The 16,923-nt window shown below is 36.9% G+C and carries 15 protein-coding genes; 3 read left to right on the forward strand and 12 right to left on the reverse strand.

Translation table 11 applies throughout. The features are described 5' to 3' along the window. The 4 genes from safA to nadB form a co-directional block, all read right to left on the reverse strand. Nucleotides 1-992: SafA/ExsA family spore coat assembly protein (safA, locus tag CN288_RS28860; RefSeq protein WP_176527687.1), on the reverse strand; the 992-nt coding region annotated here is incomplete at its 3' end. A gap of 203 nt (nt 993-1,195) precedes the next feature. Continuing rightward, complete coding sequence (gene nadA / locus CN288_RS16985; protein ID WP_026593498.1) at nt 1,196-2,302, reverse strand: quinolinate synthase NadA; 1,107 nt, start codon at nt 2,300-2,302, stop codon at nt 1,196-1,198. Nucleotides 2,303-2,331: 29 nt separating this feature from the next. Beyond that, nucleotides 2,332-3,165: a carboxylating nicotinate-nucleotide diphosphorylase gene (gene nadC, locus CN288_RS16990; RefSeq protein WP_026593499.1), complete on the reverse strand. Its 834-nt coding sequence runs from the start codon at nt 3,163-3,165 to the stop codon at nt 2,332-2,334. 19 nt (nt 3,166-3,184) lie between these two features. Next, nucleotides 3,185-4,711, reverse strand: coding sequence for an L-aspartate oxidase (gene nadB / locus CN288_RS16995; protein WP_026593500.1), 1,527 nt, complete (start codon nt 4,709-4,711; stop codon nt 3,185-3,187). 174 nt (nt 4,712-4,885) lie between these two features. On the opposite strand from nadB, the gene CN288_RS17000 reads away from it, so the two are divergent. The 3 genes from CN288_RS17000 to CN288_RS17010 all read left to right on the forward strand — a co-directional run bounded on the left by CN288_RS17000 (nt 4,886) and on the right by CN288_RS17010 (nt 7,305). Further along, entirely contained in the window at nt 4,886-6,028 is a 1,143-nt protein-coding gene (locus CN288_RS17000; RefSeq protein ID WP_026593501.1) for an IscS subfamily cysteine desulfurase, read from the forward strand. After that, nucleotides 6,028-6,570 carry a transcription repressor NadR gene (locus tag CN288_RS17005; protein WP_026593502.1) on the forward strand — a complete coding sequence of 181 codons (543 nt, stop codon included), beginning with the start codon at nt 6,028-6,030 and terminating at the stop codon, nt 6,568-6,570. The genes CN288_RS17000 and CN288_RS17005 overlap by 1 nt, the downstream gene beginning before the upstream one ends. An 87-nt stretch (nt 6,571-6,657) precedes the next feature. Next, a complete protein-coding gene (locus CN288_RS17010) occupies nt 6,658-7,305 on the forward strand; it encodes an MOSC domain-containing protein (protein ID WP_026593503.1) in 648 nt (215 codons plus the stop codon). 38 nt (nt 7,306-7,343) lie between these two features. On the opposite strand, the gene pheA is transcribed toward CN288_RS17010, so the two are convergent. From pheA to CN288_RS17050, 8 genes are all read right to left on the reverse strand, one after another. Further along, nucleotides 7,344-8,195, reverse strand: a complete 852-nt coding sequence (gene pheA / locus CN288_RS17015; protein WP_026593504.1) for a prephenate dehydratase — start codon at nt 8,193-8,195, stop codon at nt 7,344-7,346. Nucleotides 8,196-8,293: 98 nt separating this feature from the next. Continuing rightward, entirely contained in the window at nt 8,294-10,204 is a 1,911-nt protein-coding gene (locus CN288_RS17020; protein WP_098302688.1) for an ABC transporter permease, read from the reverse strand. Between the two features lie 49 nt (nt 10,205-10,253). Next, complete coding sequence (locus CN288_RS17025; protein WP_098302689.1) at nt 10,254-12,167, reverse strand: ABC transporter permease; 1,914 nt, start codon at nt 12,165-12,167, stop codon at nt 10,254-10,256. Next, complete coding sequence (locus tag CN288_RS17030; protein ID WP_026593507.1) at nt 12,142-12,918, reverse strand: ABC transporter ATP-binding protein; 777 nt, start codon at nt 12,916-12,918, stop codon at nt 12,142-12,144. Before CN288_RS17030 ends, CN288_RS17025 begins: the two co-directional genes overlap by 26 nt. Before the next feature lie 93 nt (nt 12,919-13,011). Continuing rightward, nucleotides 13,012-14,094: a HAMP domain-containing histidine kinase gene (locus CN288_RS17035; RefSeq protein WP_026593508.1), complete on the reverse strand. Its 1,083-nt coding sequence runs from the start codon at nt 14,092-14,094 to the stop codon at nt 13,012-13,014. Then, complete coding sequence (locus CN288_RS17040; protein ID WP_026593509.1) at nt 14,084-14,791, reverse strand: response regulator transcription factor; 708 nt, start codon at nt 14,789-14,791, stop codon at nt 14,084-14,086. The genes CN288_RS17035 and CN288_RS17040 overlap by 11 nt, the downstream gene beginning before the upstream one ends. 280 nt (nt 14,792-15,071) lie before the next feature. Continuing rightward, nucleotides 15,072-16,358, reverse strand: coding sequence for a GTPase ObgE (gene obgE, locus CN288_RS17045; protein WP_026593510.1), 1,287 nt, complete (start codon nt 16,356-16,358; stop codon nt 15,072-15,074). Then, a complete protein-coding gene (locus CN288_RS17050; RefSeq protein ID WP_098302691.1) occupies nt 16,358-16,906 on the reverse strand; it encodes a sporulation initiation phosphotransferase B in 549 nt (182 codons plus the stop codon). Before CN288_RS17050 ends, obgE begins: the two co-directional genes overlap by 1 nt. Between the last annotated feature and the right edge of the window lie 17 nt (nt 16,907-16,923).

Consider the following 16,923-nt stretch of genomic DNA (forward strand, 5'->3'; position numbering starts at 1 on the left):
TTTTCCATCATCGGCATTATATTCGGCATTGGGTTGTTTTCCATCATTGGCATTATATTCGGCATTGGGTTGTTTTCCATCGCTGGCATTATATTCGGCATTTGATTATTATCCATTATTGGCATCGTAATATTTGGTGGTGTTACTTGTGGAATAACAAGATTTTCTTTTGTTACATGCGGCGATACTATATTGCCTACATTTTCCTTTTGCACTTGCGGCGATACTATATTGCCTACATTTTCCTTTTGCACTTGCGGCGATATTATATTACTTACATTTTCTTTTTTCGTTTGCGGCGATATTATATTACTTACATTTTCTTTTTTCGTTTGTGGTGACACGATATTGTTAGACTTCATCTTATGAATTTGTGGAGCGATTAACTCGCTTCCTTTTTTTATTACATCTGAAATTTTATAATCTTTTTTAGGTTTGATTGGTGGTTGTGGCGGCTGCGGCAATATATTCACTGAAAACTTTGTGCTTGCTTTTCCCGCGGGTTTCTCTATCTTTTCTACAACTTGTGGCTTTTCAATTACAGCCGGTTTTTCAACGACAGGCGGCTTTTGAATAGGTACTTCTTTTTGTATTGGTACTTCTTTCTGAATTGGTTTTTNNTTTTGTATTGGCATTTCTTTTAGCGGCTTTACTTGCATTTCTTTTTGTGTTTGCTGCATAGCTGGTTGCTGTGTAATTGGCGCAGATTGATATAGTGCTTCTTCTTCATCTTCTATTCCAAGCGGCGTAGGTGTCGCTGCAAATTCTTTTTGTTGTACCTCTTTTACATATTCTTTTGGAGGAGCTGAGCCAGCACCCATATTTTTTTTCACATGCACACCGCTAGATGGCACTTTTATTTTCATACCTGGCATAATCAGATCTGGATTACTGAGCTGTGTATTCGCCTTTTTTAACGTTTCAAAATCTACTCCGTACTTTTTCGAAATTTTCCAAAGGGTATCCCCTTTTTGCACGATATGAATTTTCAAATTTTCCCCCTCCTGTATTACTTATCTATGAGCAAAAGTAATATACACTGAGACTATCCTCTATGGTTTAACCCTCTTGCTCTTACCATCTAGTCGTACACACTATTGCACAAATATAAAAAATACAATGATTCCCTCAACACAATGTATGACTACAATTAGCTAATTATGTTTAATAAAAAAACGACGGAAATCCGCCGCTTTTACACACGCTCTAACATACGATTTAAGGCAAGGACTGCTTCTTTTGTCACCTGCTTATCTACTTGAATCACATTGACTTCTTCTCCGTGCTCTATCATTTCTAACGCCCACAATAAATGTGGTAAATCAATACGATTCATCGTTAAACAAGGACACATAAAAGGATTTAATGAAATAATTTCTTTATCCGGATGCCTATGAATAATTCGGTTTACTAAGTTCATCTCTGTACCAATCGCCCATTTGCTACCAGATGGTGCTTGTTCAATCATATCGATAATATATTTTGTTGATCCTGCATAGTCAGAAGCCACTACCACCTCATAACAGCATTCTGGATGGACAATAATACTCATATCGGGATGATTTTTCCGCACACTTTCAATATTTTTAACAGTGAAATTTTGGTGAACAGAACAATGACCTTTCCATAAAATCACTTGTATGTCCTCAATCTCTCCATCGTATTCTAATGAATCTGTATGTGGATTCCAAACCGCCATTTTATCTAATGGTATACCGAGGTCATATGCTGTATTTCTTCCTAAATGTTGGTCTGGCAAAAAGACTAAACGCTCTTTTTGAGTAAATGCCCAAGACACCATTTTTTTAGCATTGGAAGACGTTACTGTTGCACCACCATTCCGACCACAAAATGCTTTAATAGCTGCTGTAGAATTGACATAGGTCAATGGAATCATCGTATCTCCAAATAACTTTGTCAGTTCTTTCCAAGCTCGTTCTGTTTGTTCAATATCCGCCATGTCCGCCATGGAACAGCCGGCACGCATATCTGGTAAAATAACAACCTGTTCATCTGTCGTTAACATATCTGCTGTTTCAGCCATAAAATGTACACCGCAAAATACAATATATTTTGCCGCTTTATTGCTAGCAGCCACTTGCGCAAGTTGCAATGAATCTCCCGCAGCATCCGAAAATTGAACGACTTCATCTTTTTGATAATGATGCCCTGGAATAAATAACGATTCCCCTAATTTTTCTTTAATTTCACGGACACGCTCTTCCATCTCTTGTACTGACATCGTTTGATAACGCTCTGGTAACATCGCTTCAATTGGCTGAACCTTCTCTAAAATACTCATGAATAATCTCCCCCTCTAACCCTATCGCCTTAAACTTCAATATTAAAGCTAATATCTAACGCTCCCGCAGAATGTGTTAATACTCCAAGTGAAATGTAATCTACCCCTGTTTTACCGTATTTTGATAAATTTTCAATTGTAATACCGCCCGATGCTTCTGTCACAATTACACTTGGAACAATTTTCGAGAACTCATGAACTTCTTCTGGTGTGCGATTATCGAACATAATAATATCTGCTCCAGCAGCTACAGCTTCATGCACTTGTTCTTTCGTTTCTGTCTCCACTTCAACCTTCACCATATGTCCAAGCTTTTCTTTCACAGATGTAACGGCTTTTGTAATAGATCCAGCAAAAGCAATATGGTTATCTTTAATCATGACACCATCATATAATCCGAAGCGATGGTTATACCCACCTCCGCAAACAACCGCATACTTATCAAACATGCGAAGCCCTGGCATCGTTTTTCTCGTATCACAAATACGTGTATGATTACTTTCTAGCGCTCGAACCGCTCTTTGCGTCATCGTCGCTATGCCGCTCATGCGTTGAATAATATTTAAAATTACACGCTCTGCTGTTAACAGAGATGCAATTGGCCCTTCTACACTTGCTAAAATCTCCCCTTTTCCTACCAAATCTCCGTCGTTTTTATGAAATGTAATTTGGATACTTTCATCTAATAATCGAAACCCTTGTTCAATTACTACTCTCCCTGCGAATACCCCTGTATCTTTCGCAAGGAACGTTCCCTTTGCCTTTAAATTTTCAGGAAAAATAAGCTGAGATGTTACATCTCTTTCCCCAATGTCTTCTAGAAAAAAACTTTCTAATGCCTTTCTTACCTTTAACACGTTCATACAATCCCTCTTCCCCTCATTACACAAGTTGTAATTTTTTGTTAGCATGAATAATTTCTTTCGTGAATTTATTTCGACTTGGGTAATCACCACGATAATGACCACCTATGCTCTCTTTTCTTTGCAGTGCCGCTTCTGTAATGAGCTGGCAGACCGTTAGCATATTCATAATTGTTATATCTTCATTTGTAAGAGCTTCATATTGCGTTTGAACACTTTGTACACGATACTGCTCCAACCATTGTTTTGCATACAATAAACTCGTTTCTGTTCTGACAATCCCCACGTACGTCATCATATATTTTTGTATCTCTTTCTTCATAGGTAACTGAGAAACTTGAGATATTCCATGTATTCTTTCACAACTGTCTTCTCGTCCTTGTACTGGATGGGCTAAAATATGCTTTCCAATTCGTTTCCCGAACACAAGGCCTTCTAACAATGAATTACTCGCTAAACGATTTGCACCGTGCACACCGTTACAAGCTACTTCACCTACAGCATATAAATGCGAAATAGATGTTTCTCCATCACAATTGGTTTTCACACCACCCATATGAAAATGAGCGCCTGGAACAACTGGAATTCTATTTTGTTTTACATCTATACCATTCTTTTTGCATAATGCCGATACAGTAGGAAAACGCTCTTCAAAGTTTTGAATAGACGAAATATCCAGGTGTACACTTTCACCTGCAAGAAGCTGTTCATGAATCGCACGTGCTACTACGTCACGCGGTGCAAGATCGTGTTGTGGATGTACGTTCAACATAAAACGCTGTCCTTTTTCGTTTAACAGAACAGCGCCTTCACCTCGTACCGCTTCTGAAACAAGTCCGCAGCAACGCCCGTCTACATAGAGCATCGTTGGATGAAATTGAATAAACTCTAAATCAACAAGTTCTCCACCAGCTCGATACACGATTGCTAGTCCGTCGCCTGTAATCGTCTCATCGTTAGACGTAAATGCGTACACGCCGCCAACACCGCCTGTAGCTAATACAATTCGTTCAGCATAGTAACGATGTATATTTCCTTCGCTATCTCGGGTCAACACACCCCTACATGTATTATTTTCTATAATTAAATCGAGCACCATTTCTCGCTCCACTACTGTAACGTAAGGAACTACTTCTTTAATCAAATGCTCTAATAAGTTTTTTCCTGTCGCATCTCCCCCAGCATGTAAAATACGTCGTTTTCGATGCGCGCCCTCTTTTCCAAGGTGAGGTCCTTTTTCATCACCATCAAATTTCATCCCATTTGCAATGAGCTTATGAATCTCTTTTGACCCTTCTTCAACTAAATATCGAACTGCTTCGTCATTGTTATAACCACAACCAGCTGCTATCGTATCTTCATAATGATCACTCGCATTATCATAGGTAGCTACAGCTGCTGCAATTCCGCCCTGCGCTAAATGCGTATTGTTATTTCGTCCTGTTTTCTTTGTGATAATCATCACATTCTTTTCGTGACAAATCTCTTTCGCAACACTAAGTGCCGCGACACCACTTCCGATAATTAAGACATCTGCCCTTGGCATAATTATTGCCTCCTAGTTTACACTTTTCAACTGTCTTGACACCTATATTTACATAGATTTAAAATAATGACAAGAGTTTTTTAGAAAGTGGTATTTTCACCAAGGAGTTTAACGAATTTTTCACGGAACTTTAAAATAAAAACGAATATAACTCCATTATAGAGAGGACTATACATTATGATATACCTTGACTATGCAGCTACAACACCAATGAGCAAAGAAGCGATTGAAACATACACAAAAGCAGCAGAGCAATACTTCGGTAATGAACAAAGCTTACACGATATCGGAGGAACAGCTTCGTCTTTACTACAAGTTTGCAGGGTATCATTGGCACAAATGATTGGTGGAAAAGAACAAGGTGTATTTTTCACAAGCGGTGGTTCTGAATCTAATTATCTTGCAATCCAATCACTCTTAAACACAAAAAGTGGTAAACATATACTTACAACACCAATGGAGCACGCATCGATTCGCAGCTATTTTCAATTTTTAGCGCAGCAAGGTTACACAATTACCGAAATCCCTGTTGATTCATATGGGCTTATCGATCTAAGAGCATTAGAAGAGGCAATTACAGAGGATACAGTTTTAGCAAGTATTCAACACGGGAATTCTGAGATTGGAACAATTCAACCAATCTCAGAAATTGGAGAAATACTCAAAAAGCGTAATATTTTATTCCATACAGATTGTGTTCAAACATTTGGTAAACTCCCAATTGATGTGACAGCGATGCAAATTGATAGCCTTTCTATTTCCGCGCATAAAATTTATGGACCAAAAGGTGTAGGAGCTTGCTATATAAATCCACAAGTCCGTTGGGAGGAAGTTTTTCCTGGAACATCTCATGAAAAAGGATTTCGTCCCGGTACTGTCAATGTTCCTGGCATTGCTTCTTTTCTGACAGCAGCAGAGCATATATTAGATAATCATGAAGAAGAACAAACTCGTTTCAGGCAATTGCGCTCTTATTTTATCGAGCAATTACAGCCTCTACCTCTTGAAATTCAAGTAGAAGGCCATTCTACTTCTTGTTTACCTCATATCATTGGGGTTACAATAAAAGGAATCGAAGGTCAGTACACAATGTTAGAATGTAACCGTCATGGCATCGCGATTTCAACAGGAAGCGCTTGCCAAGTCGGCAAACAAGAGCCTTCAAAAACAATGCTTGCAATTGGAAAAACGTATGAAGAGGCAAAACAATACGTCCGTTTTTCATTTGGACGCCACACAACAAAAGAAAATATTGACACAACCATTCATGCACTACTCACAATTGGAAATCAATTTTATAGAGGTGTTAAATTATAATGAAACAAAATGACCAAAAAAAAATTTTAGGTGAAGAAAGAAGGCAGCTCATCCTGCAATGGCTCCTTGCTGCGAATGAACCATTATCTGGGAGTGAATTATCTAAAAAAACAAATGTCAGTAGACAGGTCATTGTGCAAGATATCTCTTTACTGAAAGCACGAAATGAACCAATTATCGCAACTGCACAAGGATACTTATATTTAAAGCCACAGACGAAGCAGCAGACTTTTGAACGTGTCATCGTCTGCCAACATAAACCAGAGGAAGTCCGCCAAGAACTAACAACGCTGGTCGATCACGGCGTTACGATTAAAGATGTAAAAGTAGAGCATCCTGTATACGGCGACTTAACAGCTTCTATTATGGTGAGCAACCGTTTTGATGTGGAGCAATATTTGCAAAAGATTGAAGATACAAATGCTTCCTATCTCTCTCAACTAACTGATGGTGTTCACTTACATACAATTGAAGCAGATTCCCAAGAGAAATTAGATGCAGCTTGTGATGCGCTAGACCGAGCTGGATTTCTCGTTTATTAATGTAACGCACAGAGTTTTTTCAACATTCTCTGTGCTTTAATTTACAAAATGATATAATATTGAAATCAATTGTAAAGGAGAGCAAATATGGGAATTGAACTCGTTCACTTTAGCATTGGCAAACCGAAACAAATGAAATATAACGAAGATAAAGAAATGGTAACAGGGATTTGTAAAGAGCTTACTGAAGAATCGTTTCTTTCAAAAGATGGCTTCCGTGGTGATGATGTAGCTGATTTACGACATCACGGCGGACCTGATCGCGCCGTTTGCGTTTATCCCTATGAGCATTACGCACTTTGGGAACAAGAATTTCAAACATCGCTTCCAGCTTCTACATTTGGCGAAAATATTACTGTCCTAAATATGTTAGAACGTGATGTTTGTATCGGGGATATCTATCAATTAGGTGAGGCAATCATTCAAGTTACACAAGCTAGAGTACCGTGTAGTACCATTTCAAAAAGGCTCGGCATTCCCGGCATTTTACCGCGCATTGTAGAAACGGGTTATACTGGATATTTATGTCGCGTTCTTCAAGAAGGTATTGTTCGTCAAGACTCACAAATAAAACTATTAGAGCGCCATCCAAATCAAGTTTCCATTCTATTTTCTAACGAAGTATATTTTCATAGACGGAAAGACAAAGAAGCAATGGAAAAAATTATTGCTGTTCCAGAATTAGCAGAAGTTTGGCGTGAGCAACTAACAGATCGCTTAGCAAAATTAAAATAAATCCCACCACATATGCGATGGGATTTATTTTTGTTTTACTATAACCAATAAGACGAATAACTCCCAAGCACCGTTACAGCAAAACCGAGCGCTTCAAGCTCCATCGTCACACCCGGCAATAATACGTCGTCATATGCTTTATCTACATCTATTAAGAAAAAGTAATTTCCAAGGCCTGTTTTCATCGGGCGGGATTCGATTTTTGATAGATTTAATTTTCTCCATGCAAAAGCTGATAATACTTGATAAAGTGCTCCGGCATAATCAGCAGGTAACGTTATCATAATCGTCGTTTTCTCTCCGCGGTTCTCACCATTTCTCGGCAATAACGCTTGCTTCTTTTTATGTAGTACTAGGAAACGCGTATGATTGTTTTTATGCGTATGAATATTACGCTGAACAATTGATAACCCATATTTTTCCGCTGCTGCTTCATTTGCAATTGCAGCGATCCTTTCTTCCGAATGTTCTTTTACATATTGCGCAGCTGCACTTGTGGAAGTCATATCTCGAACCGTTACACCTTTTAATTCTTCATTTAAAAACTTATGACATTGCGCAATCGCATGTGGATGAGAATGTACAGCATACACTTCTTTCCACATCTCTTCATGATCTGGATGCACAAGTAAATGTTGCTGAATAGGAACTGTAATTTCCCCTACAATAAAAAGCGGTTGTTCATGCACAAGATAATCAACAGTAATATTAACAGAACCTTCAATCGCATTTTCTAACGGTACAACTGCAAAATCTACATTTTTATTTGCTGCTGCATCTATACAATCAGGAATTGTACGATATGGTACATGCTCTGCTTCCGGAAAAAAACGACTCACCGCCATATTTGTAAATGTTGCTTCCGGTCCTAAATATCCAACTCGAATCATCGTCGTTTTCCCCTCTTCTTCGTTTTTCTTACTGTTATACCATAATTATTTATATTCTTCTATATAAATTTCGAATATTAAAAAAAGACTAGCATCAGCTAGTCTATATGTTTTCTATATTCTCTTTGAGCAAAGAAGAAATAAATGATGCATGCGGCAATATAAAACATAATGAACAAGCATACTTTCCTAAATGATCCTTCCATAAAGACTGTATTATGAAACGTATATAATGCAACTGCGCTATGTATACTCCCTACTACAATAGGCGCAAAGAATAACATACTTAATTGCCAACGAGAAATTTCCCACACTTCTTGCTTTGTCATTCCGAGTTTAGAGAGGGCTTCATATTGCTTACGATCCGATGAAATATTATGAAACCATTTAAAATATACAATGCTACATGAAGTAAGAAAGAATAATATACTAATAAATGAGCCAATAAATAACGTAAATTCACCTACCTCTTTCATATTCACATATAGTTCCATATTGTTTCGAAATACGCTACTCTTATCTTGCTTTATATATTTACGTAAATCTTCGTTGAATTTCTTTGTATCTTCAATATTATTTAAGGTGTAACCTCGGTAGACGATTTTTTCTACATCAGGAATCGTCGCTTCTATATGATTAAAGTCTTCATCATTCATAACAAAAAATGTACCATTTATTTGTGAATTATGATAATTGAATTGCGCTCCTTCCTTTTGACCGTTAAACGCATATTGATACGATTGTCCAAATACATGTAGTTGAATTTCTTTTTTATTATATAAAGCGGGTCCATTATATTCATTATAATAAACTAGCATAACCGTTCCCTTTTTTGGATTATATGCTTTCTGCCCTTGCTTTTTTGCCTCTTTATTGTATTCACTCGCTCCTATAAGGGTGGCTTCTATACTTTCGTTTCGAGATTGAAACGTTGTTTGCAATCCTACAAAGCTTGTATATTGAAATTCATCATACCCATGCTTATGTAATAGATTTTCTACCGCATCTTTTTCAAAAACTTCATGAGAATGGATACCTTTTTCTACATATGAAAACGATTGTGCTCCTCCGTCTCGCCACATATCTTCCATGCCCGAAAAATATAAGAACACCGTACCCGTGACTGTAACAACAACCGTCGTTGCCATAGATAAAAGGAAGAAGAAACGACCATTTTCTTTCATTCGATGTGATAGCTGATTTACTATAAACAAATACGGATACGTATACATTATTTTTTTATTTCGCTTTATCATTTCTAATATTTGTGTAACACCGTGTGTAAATGAAAAGTACGTTCCAACAGAGGTTAATATGACAACTGGAATAAAGTATAATCCCATCGTTAACATCGTCGTTTGGAAAGCTAAACTATAGCCAATCACTAAACAGGAAAATCCAAATAAACACAGCCATTTTGAACTTTTCGCTTCTCTTTTATCTGCTCGAAACTCTTTTAATAGTCGAATAACCTTTATATTCCATATACGTAAAGCACTTATAAATGATAGAACGAAAAAGACGATAGTATATATACTAAGCGTTATAAAAATCGCTTTCGCATCAAAAATAAGAGTTAACTCTTTCGGAAGACGAAGGAGCATACTAAATACCATAAAAAAGAGTTTTAAAAATATCATGCCAAGTCCAATACCGAAAATATTAGCAAAAATCCCAATCAACATTTGTTCGGTCATTATCATCCCTATTACGTTAGACTTCGTCGCTCCCATTAACATATATAATCCTAATTCTTTTTTGCGCGCTTCTATAAATATAGAAGTAGAATACAAAATAAATAAAATAAAAAAAGAGACAATAATAACGTTGCATACAATGAGCCCCAATCGCACATTTTGATACCACATCGTCTCTTGCATGTAAGGATGGACAATTACGGACATATATGCATAAGAAGCAAATATCGCAAAACAACTGCTCAAGAAAAACACTTTATAATTTCGCCAATTTCCCCTTACATTTTGTATCGCTAGTTGCCTGATGTTCATCTACTTTCCCCCTGTAACCTGTTACACACGTAAAAAGCTAGAGGGTTCCCTAGCTTTTTACGTGTTTTAAATATCCTCTTTGTGCAATTGCAAAATAAATTGCTGAAGCTACAATATACGCTCCAATGACAATTGCACCTGATTTCCATAAATCTAAATAAAGCATCTTCCCTAATGTATGAAGAGCAAACCCGCTATGAATAGCCCCTATAAGAATCGGGATAAAGAAAATAGCTCCCATTTGGCGAAGTGCGATTTTACGAATTTCTTTATCTGTCATACCAATTCTCTTTAATGATTTAAATTGGATACGATCTTGTTCCTTATCGTTAAACCATTTAAAGTACGTCATACTGCAAGCAAAGAAGAAGAATAGTACCGCTACGAAGAAACCAATGAACATTGTAATTGCACCTTGCTCTTTTATCGCTTTATACGTAAGAATGGAATTGTGGAAATTCTCTTGTTGTTCTTGTGCAATTTCTTTTTTTAAGTCTAGTACAAGATCTTCTGTTTCTTTCCAATCTTCAATATAATATCCGTAATATTTCGTCTTTTCTTCATCTGATACACTCTCTGCATATTTCACAAAGTCTTGATCATTGACGATAAGATACCCTTCATCATTAAAAACAGACTGCGAAATTGGATCATTTAGCTTGATAGACTGCTTTTGTCCGTTCAGTGTAAACTCAAATGGCTTTGTACGATCTATCTTCACAAAATCATTCATCATATCAAGTAAAACCATCGTTGCACTTCCTGGTGCATTATGAACTTCCTCTTTCTTTTGCTTACGCGCTTCTGCATTATATTCTTTTTCTGTGATAATACCTAAAGGCATCTCATGCTCACCATTAAACATTACTATTTTTTGTTTTGCAGGAAGTTTTACATATGTTACTTTTCGCGCTTCTTCAAATCCATGTTTTTTTATTAACTCTTGCGTTTTTTCTTCACTTATGACGTTATGCGTATTTACTCCCTTTTCTATATATGAAATAGCATGAGGAGTACTTGCTACTGTTTTATAACTCATATCTTGAAAGAATACGTAAAGCGTCCCAACCGCTGAAGAAACAACAGCCGTAATAATAGAAATAACGAAAAGAAAACGAGCATTATCTTTCATTTTATAAATAAGATTGCTAAGCACAAACATATTTGGATATGTATAGAATGATTTTTTTCGTCTTTGTAATGCTTTTAATACAACTGTACTTCCTTGTGTAAATAGTAAATATGTTCCTCCAACTGTTAATCCTACAATCGGCAAGAAGTACATAAGAAAATTCATAAGCGTCACTTGGAAACAAAGGACATATGCGACAATAATACATAATACCCCAACTACACATAACCATGTAAATGCAAACGGTTCTACTTTTTGCTTTCTCGCTTCTCTTAATAAATCAATAATTTGTAAGCGTCCTACCGTCCAAACACTAAACAATGCTAAGACTAAAAAAAGAATAAAATATACGCCAGCTGTAATAAGAACTGCTTTTCCATTCCATACAAGCGGAAGTGTTTTATCAATTTTTAATAATACACCTAATGCTTGGAAGAAAAGTTTTGAACAAAGCATTCCAAGACCAATACCTACTACAATTGCAATACAACCTAACATCATTTGCTCTAGTATAATCATTCGGCCAAGTTGAGCCTTCGTTCCACCTATTAATGTTAATAAACCGAACTCTTTTTTTCTTGCACGTAAAAACGTTGAATTAGCATATAAAATAAAGAGTGCTGAGAAGATAACCACGATATAATTCATAGATTCTAATCCTTTTGTAATCATCGTCCTCATGCTAATATTACCGTTTACGACATCTGGATGATAAATGAAAGAAGCATACATAAAAAATACTACAATTGATAAACAACTACTAATAAGAAAGGCTTTATAATTACGCCAATTTCCTTTTACATTATTAAGCGCGAGCTGGCGAAAGTTCATGATATTCCCCTCCTAGCATCGCAAGTACGTCTAAAATTTCTTGGAAAAAGGTTTGCTTCGTTTTTCCTTTATGTATTTCTGAGAAAATTTCTCCATCACGTATAAATAAAATACGTTCGCAATAGCTAGCCGCTACCGGATCGTGTGTTACCATTGCAATTGTCACTTTCTTTTGCTCATGTAAATCTTGTAGAGCACCCATTAAAGATTTTGCAGACTTAGAATCTAAGTTCCCAGTTGGCTCATCCGCTAAAATTAATGTTGGATCGTGAATGATTGCTCGTGCAGCTGCCGCACGTTGCTGTTGTCCACCCGATACTTCATATACCTTTTTATTTAAAACTCCTTCGATATTTAAAAATTTCGCAATCTCTAGCACCTTTGCGTCAATTTCTTTTACAGGACGGTTTGCCATTACAAGTGGTAAAATGATATTTTCTTTAATAGATAACGTATCAAGTAAGTTGAAATCTTGGAAGATGAATCCTAAATGTGTACGACGAAATTCTGCTAATTTTGCAGCTCGCATTTGACTAATTTCTTCACCGTTTACATATACATGACCTGAAGTTTGTTTATCAATTGTCGCTAATAAATTTAAAAGCGTTGTTTTCCCACTTCCTGAGGGACCCATAATCCCTACAAATTCGCCTTCTTCAATTTTAAAATTTATATCATGTAAAGCAGTCGTTGCCACTGAACCTTTTGATTGATACACCTTCGTTAACCCTTTTACTTCAAGAACACTCATTTCTAATCCCCCTATGTGTTTTCTTCTTACATTTACTATAAAAAAATTGAGAAAAAGAAACGAGTGATTTCCCTTACAAAAACATTTGTTATCTTACAATTTTGTCATTTTTCTCATCAACACATGATATTCTTCGTCTTTTGCAAATTGAAATGTGAATGTTGTGCTTTCCCCTTCGGTCGATTGCACGTAAATTCCGTGATGAAGATTATCACAAATCTCCTTTGTAATATATAATCCCATCCCTGTTGCTTCTCTCGTTTTACGACCATTTATCCCCGTAAAAAACGGATCGAATATACGCTTTACATCTTGCTTTGGGATACCAATTCCATTATCACGAATATGTAATAAAACTTTGTGATCCCTCTCTTCAATTTGAAACTGAATTTCCTTTTTCTCTACTTGTGAGATTTTTGTGTACTTAATTGCATTCATAACAATTTGACCTATGGCAATGCTAAGCCATTTTCTATCAGATGCAACCATACACGTATCTTCTTCAAACATTAGTTTCGGATATACAGAAGATTGAATAAATGATTTTCGATTTTGGTTAATAATATCTCGAACAACATCTATTACGTTCACTACTTCTACTTTGTAATCTTTCGCAAACTGCTCTAACCTTGCCATATGTAATGCTAAATCTAAGCCATTTAAAATGCGGTTATTTTCTTCGCGAATACTTTCAACCGTTTCTCTAGCTTCCCGATGTTCTTTACCATATTTCTGCAGCAATAATTCAATAACTGAAACCGGTGTTTTCATTTGGTGAATCCATTGATTCATAAAGATCATTTGCTGCTGCTCTTTTGCATGCTGCTTATGAATTTCATCCATATATTGCTGTCTCAGCAATGTGAACGCTTCTACGATCATTTCTTGCTCTGACGTATAAGAATCGTCAATGAGTAAAGAATCATGTAACGTATGTCCTCCAGCAATATATTGTTCTATCCTTTTTAAAAATACACTTCTCTTTCGATAATCGTAAATGAGGTATACGATAAACACGACTGTTCCTAATAAAAGTCCATATAGCCATGTTCCCAAGTCAAGTGATCTCTTTTCTAAAAGACTTTGTAACTGTAACACAAGCCCGAATAAGCAAAGACTTACAATATAAGAAAGGATTAAAGAAAATCGATCTATGAAGTAACTTTTAAGCTTCATGCTCTTCTCCCCACTCTGTAAGAAGCGCATAACCATACCCACGTTTTGTTACAATTGCATTTTTAATACCAAGCTCCTCTAATTTTTTCCTTACGCGTTTTACGTTCACAGTTAATGTATTATCATCAACAAAAGCTACTTCATCCCATAGCGCCTCTAATAACTCTTCACGCGTGACGTATTGATTAGCCTGTTTCATTAAACATTCTAATAAGTAAAATTCATTTTTTGTAAGTTCAGTTTGTTGACCTTTCCACTCTACTGTGTGCTGTGATGGAAATAATAACAATCCATTCACGCCTAAACAATCGCTTTCTGCCGTAGAAGCATACTCCCCATATCCTCGGCGCAATGCACTCTTCACCTTTGCCATTACAATGTCTAAATGAAACGGCTTTGTAATATAGTCATCCCCGCCATTCTCAATCGCCATCACTTGATCCATTTCCCCTGTTCTTGCAGAGACGAAAATAATGGGTGCATTCGATATTGTACGAATTTGACGGCACCAATAGAAGCCATCAAAGTATGGCAAATTAATATCAAGTAACACTAGATGAGGATTTACTTTTACAAACTCATCTTTTATGTGACGTAAATCAGTCACCCTGAATGTTTGATATCCATATCTTCCTAAATGTTCCTCTAATATTTCTGCAATTTTTTCGTCATCTTCTACAATTAATATTTTATACATATACTCCCTCTCCCCTTGTTTCTTACTACGGAGTGACCATTTCTTACATTCTTCCGAATTTTAAAACGAACATATATTCATTTTGATTTTCCAACATACAAAGACAATGAAAACAAAAGAAGCCTCCTTCTGTCTTCACATGGTATGGGAAAAAAGGCTCTAACCACTTCCACGCTCAACCGGACTCTCCCTACCACACAAAGTTTTCCAATCTTTATTTCTATAGCTTTATTTACACTCCTTTCTCCATTATAAAAAAGACTGCCGTATTTTGGCAGTCTTAATCGATAAATTCAAACTCATATTCAAGAATTTTTACAATGTCACCGTCTTTTGCACCACGTGCACGAAGGGCTTCATCAATACCCATTCCGCGCATTTGACGAGCAAAGCGACGCACAGATTCATCACGTGAGAAGTCCGTCATCTTGAATGTTTTCTCAATATCGTAACCAGAGATAACAAACGTACCGTCGCTTTCACGTGTAATTTCAAATTTAACACCTTCAGTTTCAAATTTGTACATTACACTTGCTTCAGATTCGTCTACAACATCATGTACTGGGAATTCTGGTGTTGTTTCCACTAAGTTTGCTACTTCAAATAATAGATCACGAACACCTTGTTTTGTTACTGCAGAGATTGGGAAGATTTGAACTTCGTCTCCTACTTTCTCTTTAAATGCTTGTAAGTTTTCTTCTGCATCTGGCATATCCATTTTGTTTGCAACAACAACTTGTGGACGCTCTGTTAAACGCAGATTGTACTCTTTTAATTCAGCATTGATTGTTACATAATCCTCATATGGATCACGGCCTTCTAAACCAGACATATCAATCACATGCACGATAACACGTGTACGTTCAATATGACGTAAAAATTGATGTCCAAGTCCAACGCCCTCATGTGCTCCTTCGATTAATCCAGGAAGGTCAGCCATAACGAAGCTGCGGTTATCACCAGTTTCAACAACACCAAGATTTGGAACGATTGTTGTAAAGTGATATTCTGCAATTTTCGGACGTGCTGATGATACAACGGATAATAATGTTGATTTACCTACGCTTGGGAATCCAACAAGTCCAACATCCGCTAATACTTTTAATTCTAAGATTACATCACGTTCTTGACCTGGTTCCCCGTTCTCAGCGATTTCTGGCGCTGGGTTCGTTGGAGTAGCAAAGCGTGAGTTACCACGGCCACCACGACCGCCTCTTGCGATAACTGCCGATTGCTCATGCGTTACTAAATCCGCAAGAATTTGACCCGTTTTTTCATCTTTTACAACTGTTCCTGGTGGAACTTTTACGATTAAATCGTCAGCTTTACGACCATGTTGACCTTTGCTCATCCCGTGTTGACCGCGATCAGCTTTGAAATGACGTTGGTAACGGAAATCCATTAATGTACGTAAGCCTTCGTCAACAACGAAAACAACGTCTGCACCTTTACCGCCATCGCCACCTGCTGGGCCACCCTTCGGAACATACTTCTCACGACGATACGCAACCATTCCGTTTCCACCGTCGCCGCCTTTTACATATATCTTGACCTGATCTACAAACATTATTTCACCACACTTTTTTCAATTGGTTGTAATATAACCGAGACTTCATCATCTCGCACTGTATAAGAAATGGAATACCATTTATTGCTTTGGTTCGTAAGCCACGTTTGTAGTTCGTCTACATTCGTTAGCTTACCACGAAAATCAAAAAAGAAACGAGCATTCTCCGCGTTACATTCAATTGTGATACAAACATAATTTTCAACATAAACGTCTAAACTATGCTGAAGTATTGAGAAAAATTGATTCGTCCATGTACATACAGCCTCATCGACATGAGATAAGTTATGTAGTTCTCCTAATACTTCGTACTCCAATAAGCACGGTTGCTGTTTCCAATTATATGTTAAAATCCACTCTGAAAATAGAGGCATCGATAGCTCCATCAGATAGGATTCTTGTCTCGCTTCTTGGACAAAACGATCGATGAGCCCATGAATCTCTTCCACTCTTCCAAGTGAAAGGTTTCCTTTAATCATCTGCATACGATTGAGCCAATCATGTCTTGAATGACGCAATGCATCTATAATTGTCCATTTTTTATTCATCCAGATACTCCTTAATA

Source organism: Bacillus sp. AFS023182 (assembly GCF_002560575.1).
Taxonomy (GTDB): Bacteria; Bacillota; Bacilli; order Bacillales; family Bacillaceae_G; genus Bacillus_A; species Bacillus_A arachidis.

Excerpts from the sequence above, each read along its gene's own strand:
- nadA (WP_026593498.1), bottom strand. The coding sequence starts at position 2,302 with ATGAGTATTTTAGAGAAGGTTCAGCCAATTGAAGCGATGTTACCAGAG.
- nadC (WP_026593499.1), bottom strand. The coding sequence starts at position 3,165 with ATGAACGTGTTAAAGGTAAGAAAGGCATTAGAAAGTTTTTTTCTAGAA.
- nadB (WP_026593500.1), bottom strand. The coding sequence starts at position 4,711 with ATGCCAAGGGCAGATGTCTTAATTATCGGAAGTGGTGTCGCGGCACTT.
- CN288_RS17005 (WP_026593502.1), top strand. The coding sequence starts at position 6,028 with ATGAAACAAAATGACCAAAAAAAAATTTTAGGTGAAGAAAGAAGGCAG.
- CN288_RS17010 (WP_026593503.1), top strand. The coding sequence starts at position 6,658 with ATGGGAATTGAACTCGTTCACTTTAGCATTGGCAAACCGAAACAAATG.
- pheA (WP_026593504.1), bottom strand. The coding sequence starts at position 8,195 with ATGATTCGAGTTGGATATTTAGGACCGGAAGCAACATTTACAAATATG.
- CN288_RS17020 (WP_098302688.1), bottom strand. The coding sequence starts at position 10,204 with ATGAACATCAGGCAACTAGCGATACAAAATGTAAGGGGAAATTGGCGA.
- CN288_RS17025 (WP_098302689.1), bottom strand. The coding sequence starts at position 12,167 with ATGAACTTTCGCCAGCTCGCGCTTAATAATGTAAAAGGAAATTGGCGT.
- CN288_RS17030 (WP_026593507.1), bottom strand. The coding sequence starts at position 12,918 with ATGAGTGTTCTTGAAGTAAAAGGGTTAACGAAGGTGTATCAATCAAAA.
- CN288_RS17035 (WP_026593508.1), bottom strand. The coding sequence starts at position 14,094 with ATGAAGCTTAAAAGTTACTTCATAGATCGATTTTCTTTAATCCTTTCT.
- CN288_RS17040 (WP_026593509.1), bottom strand. The coding sequence starts at position 14,791 with ATGTATAAAATATTAATTGTAGAAGATGACGAAAAAATTGCAGAAATA.
- obgE (WP_026593510.1), bottom strand. The coding sequence starts at position 16,358 with ATGTTTGTAGATCAGGTCAAGATATATGTAAAAGGCGGCGACGGTGGA.
- CN288_RS17050 (WP_098302691.1), bottom strand. The coding sequence starts at position 16,906 with ATGAATAAAAAATGGACAATTATAGATGCATTGCGTCATTCAAGACAT.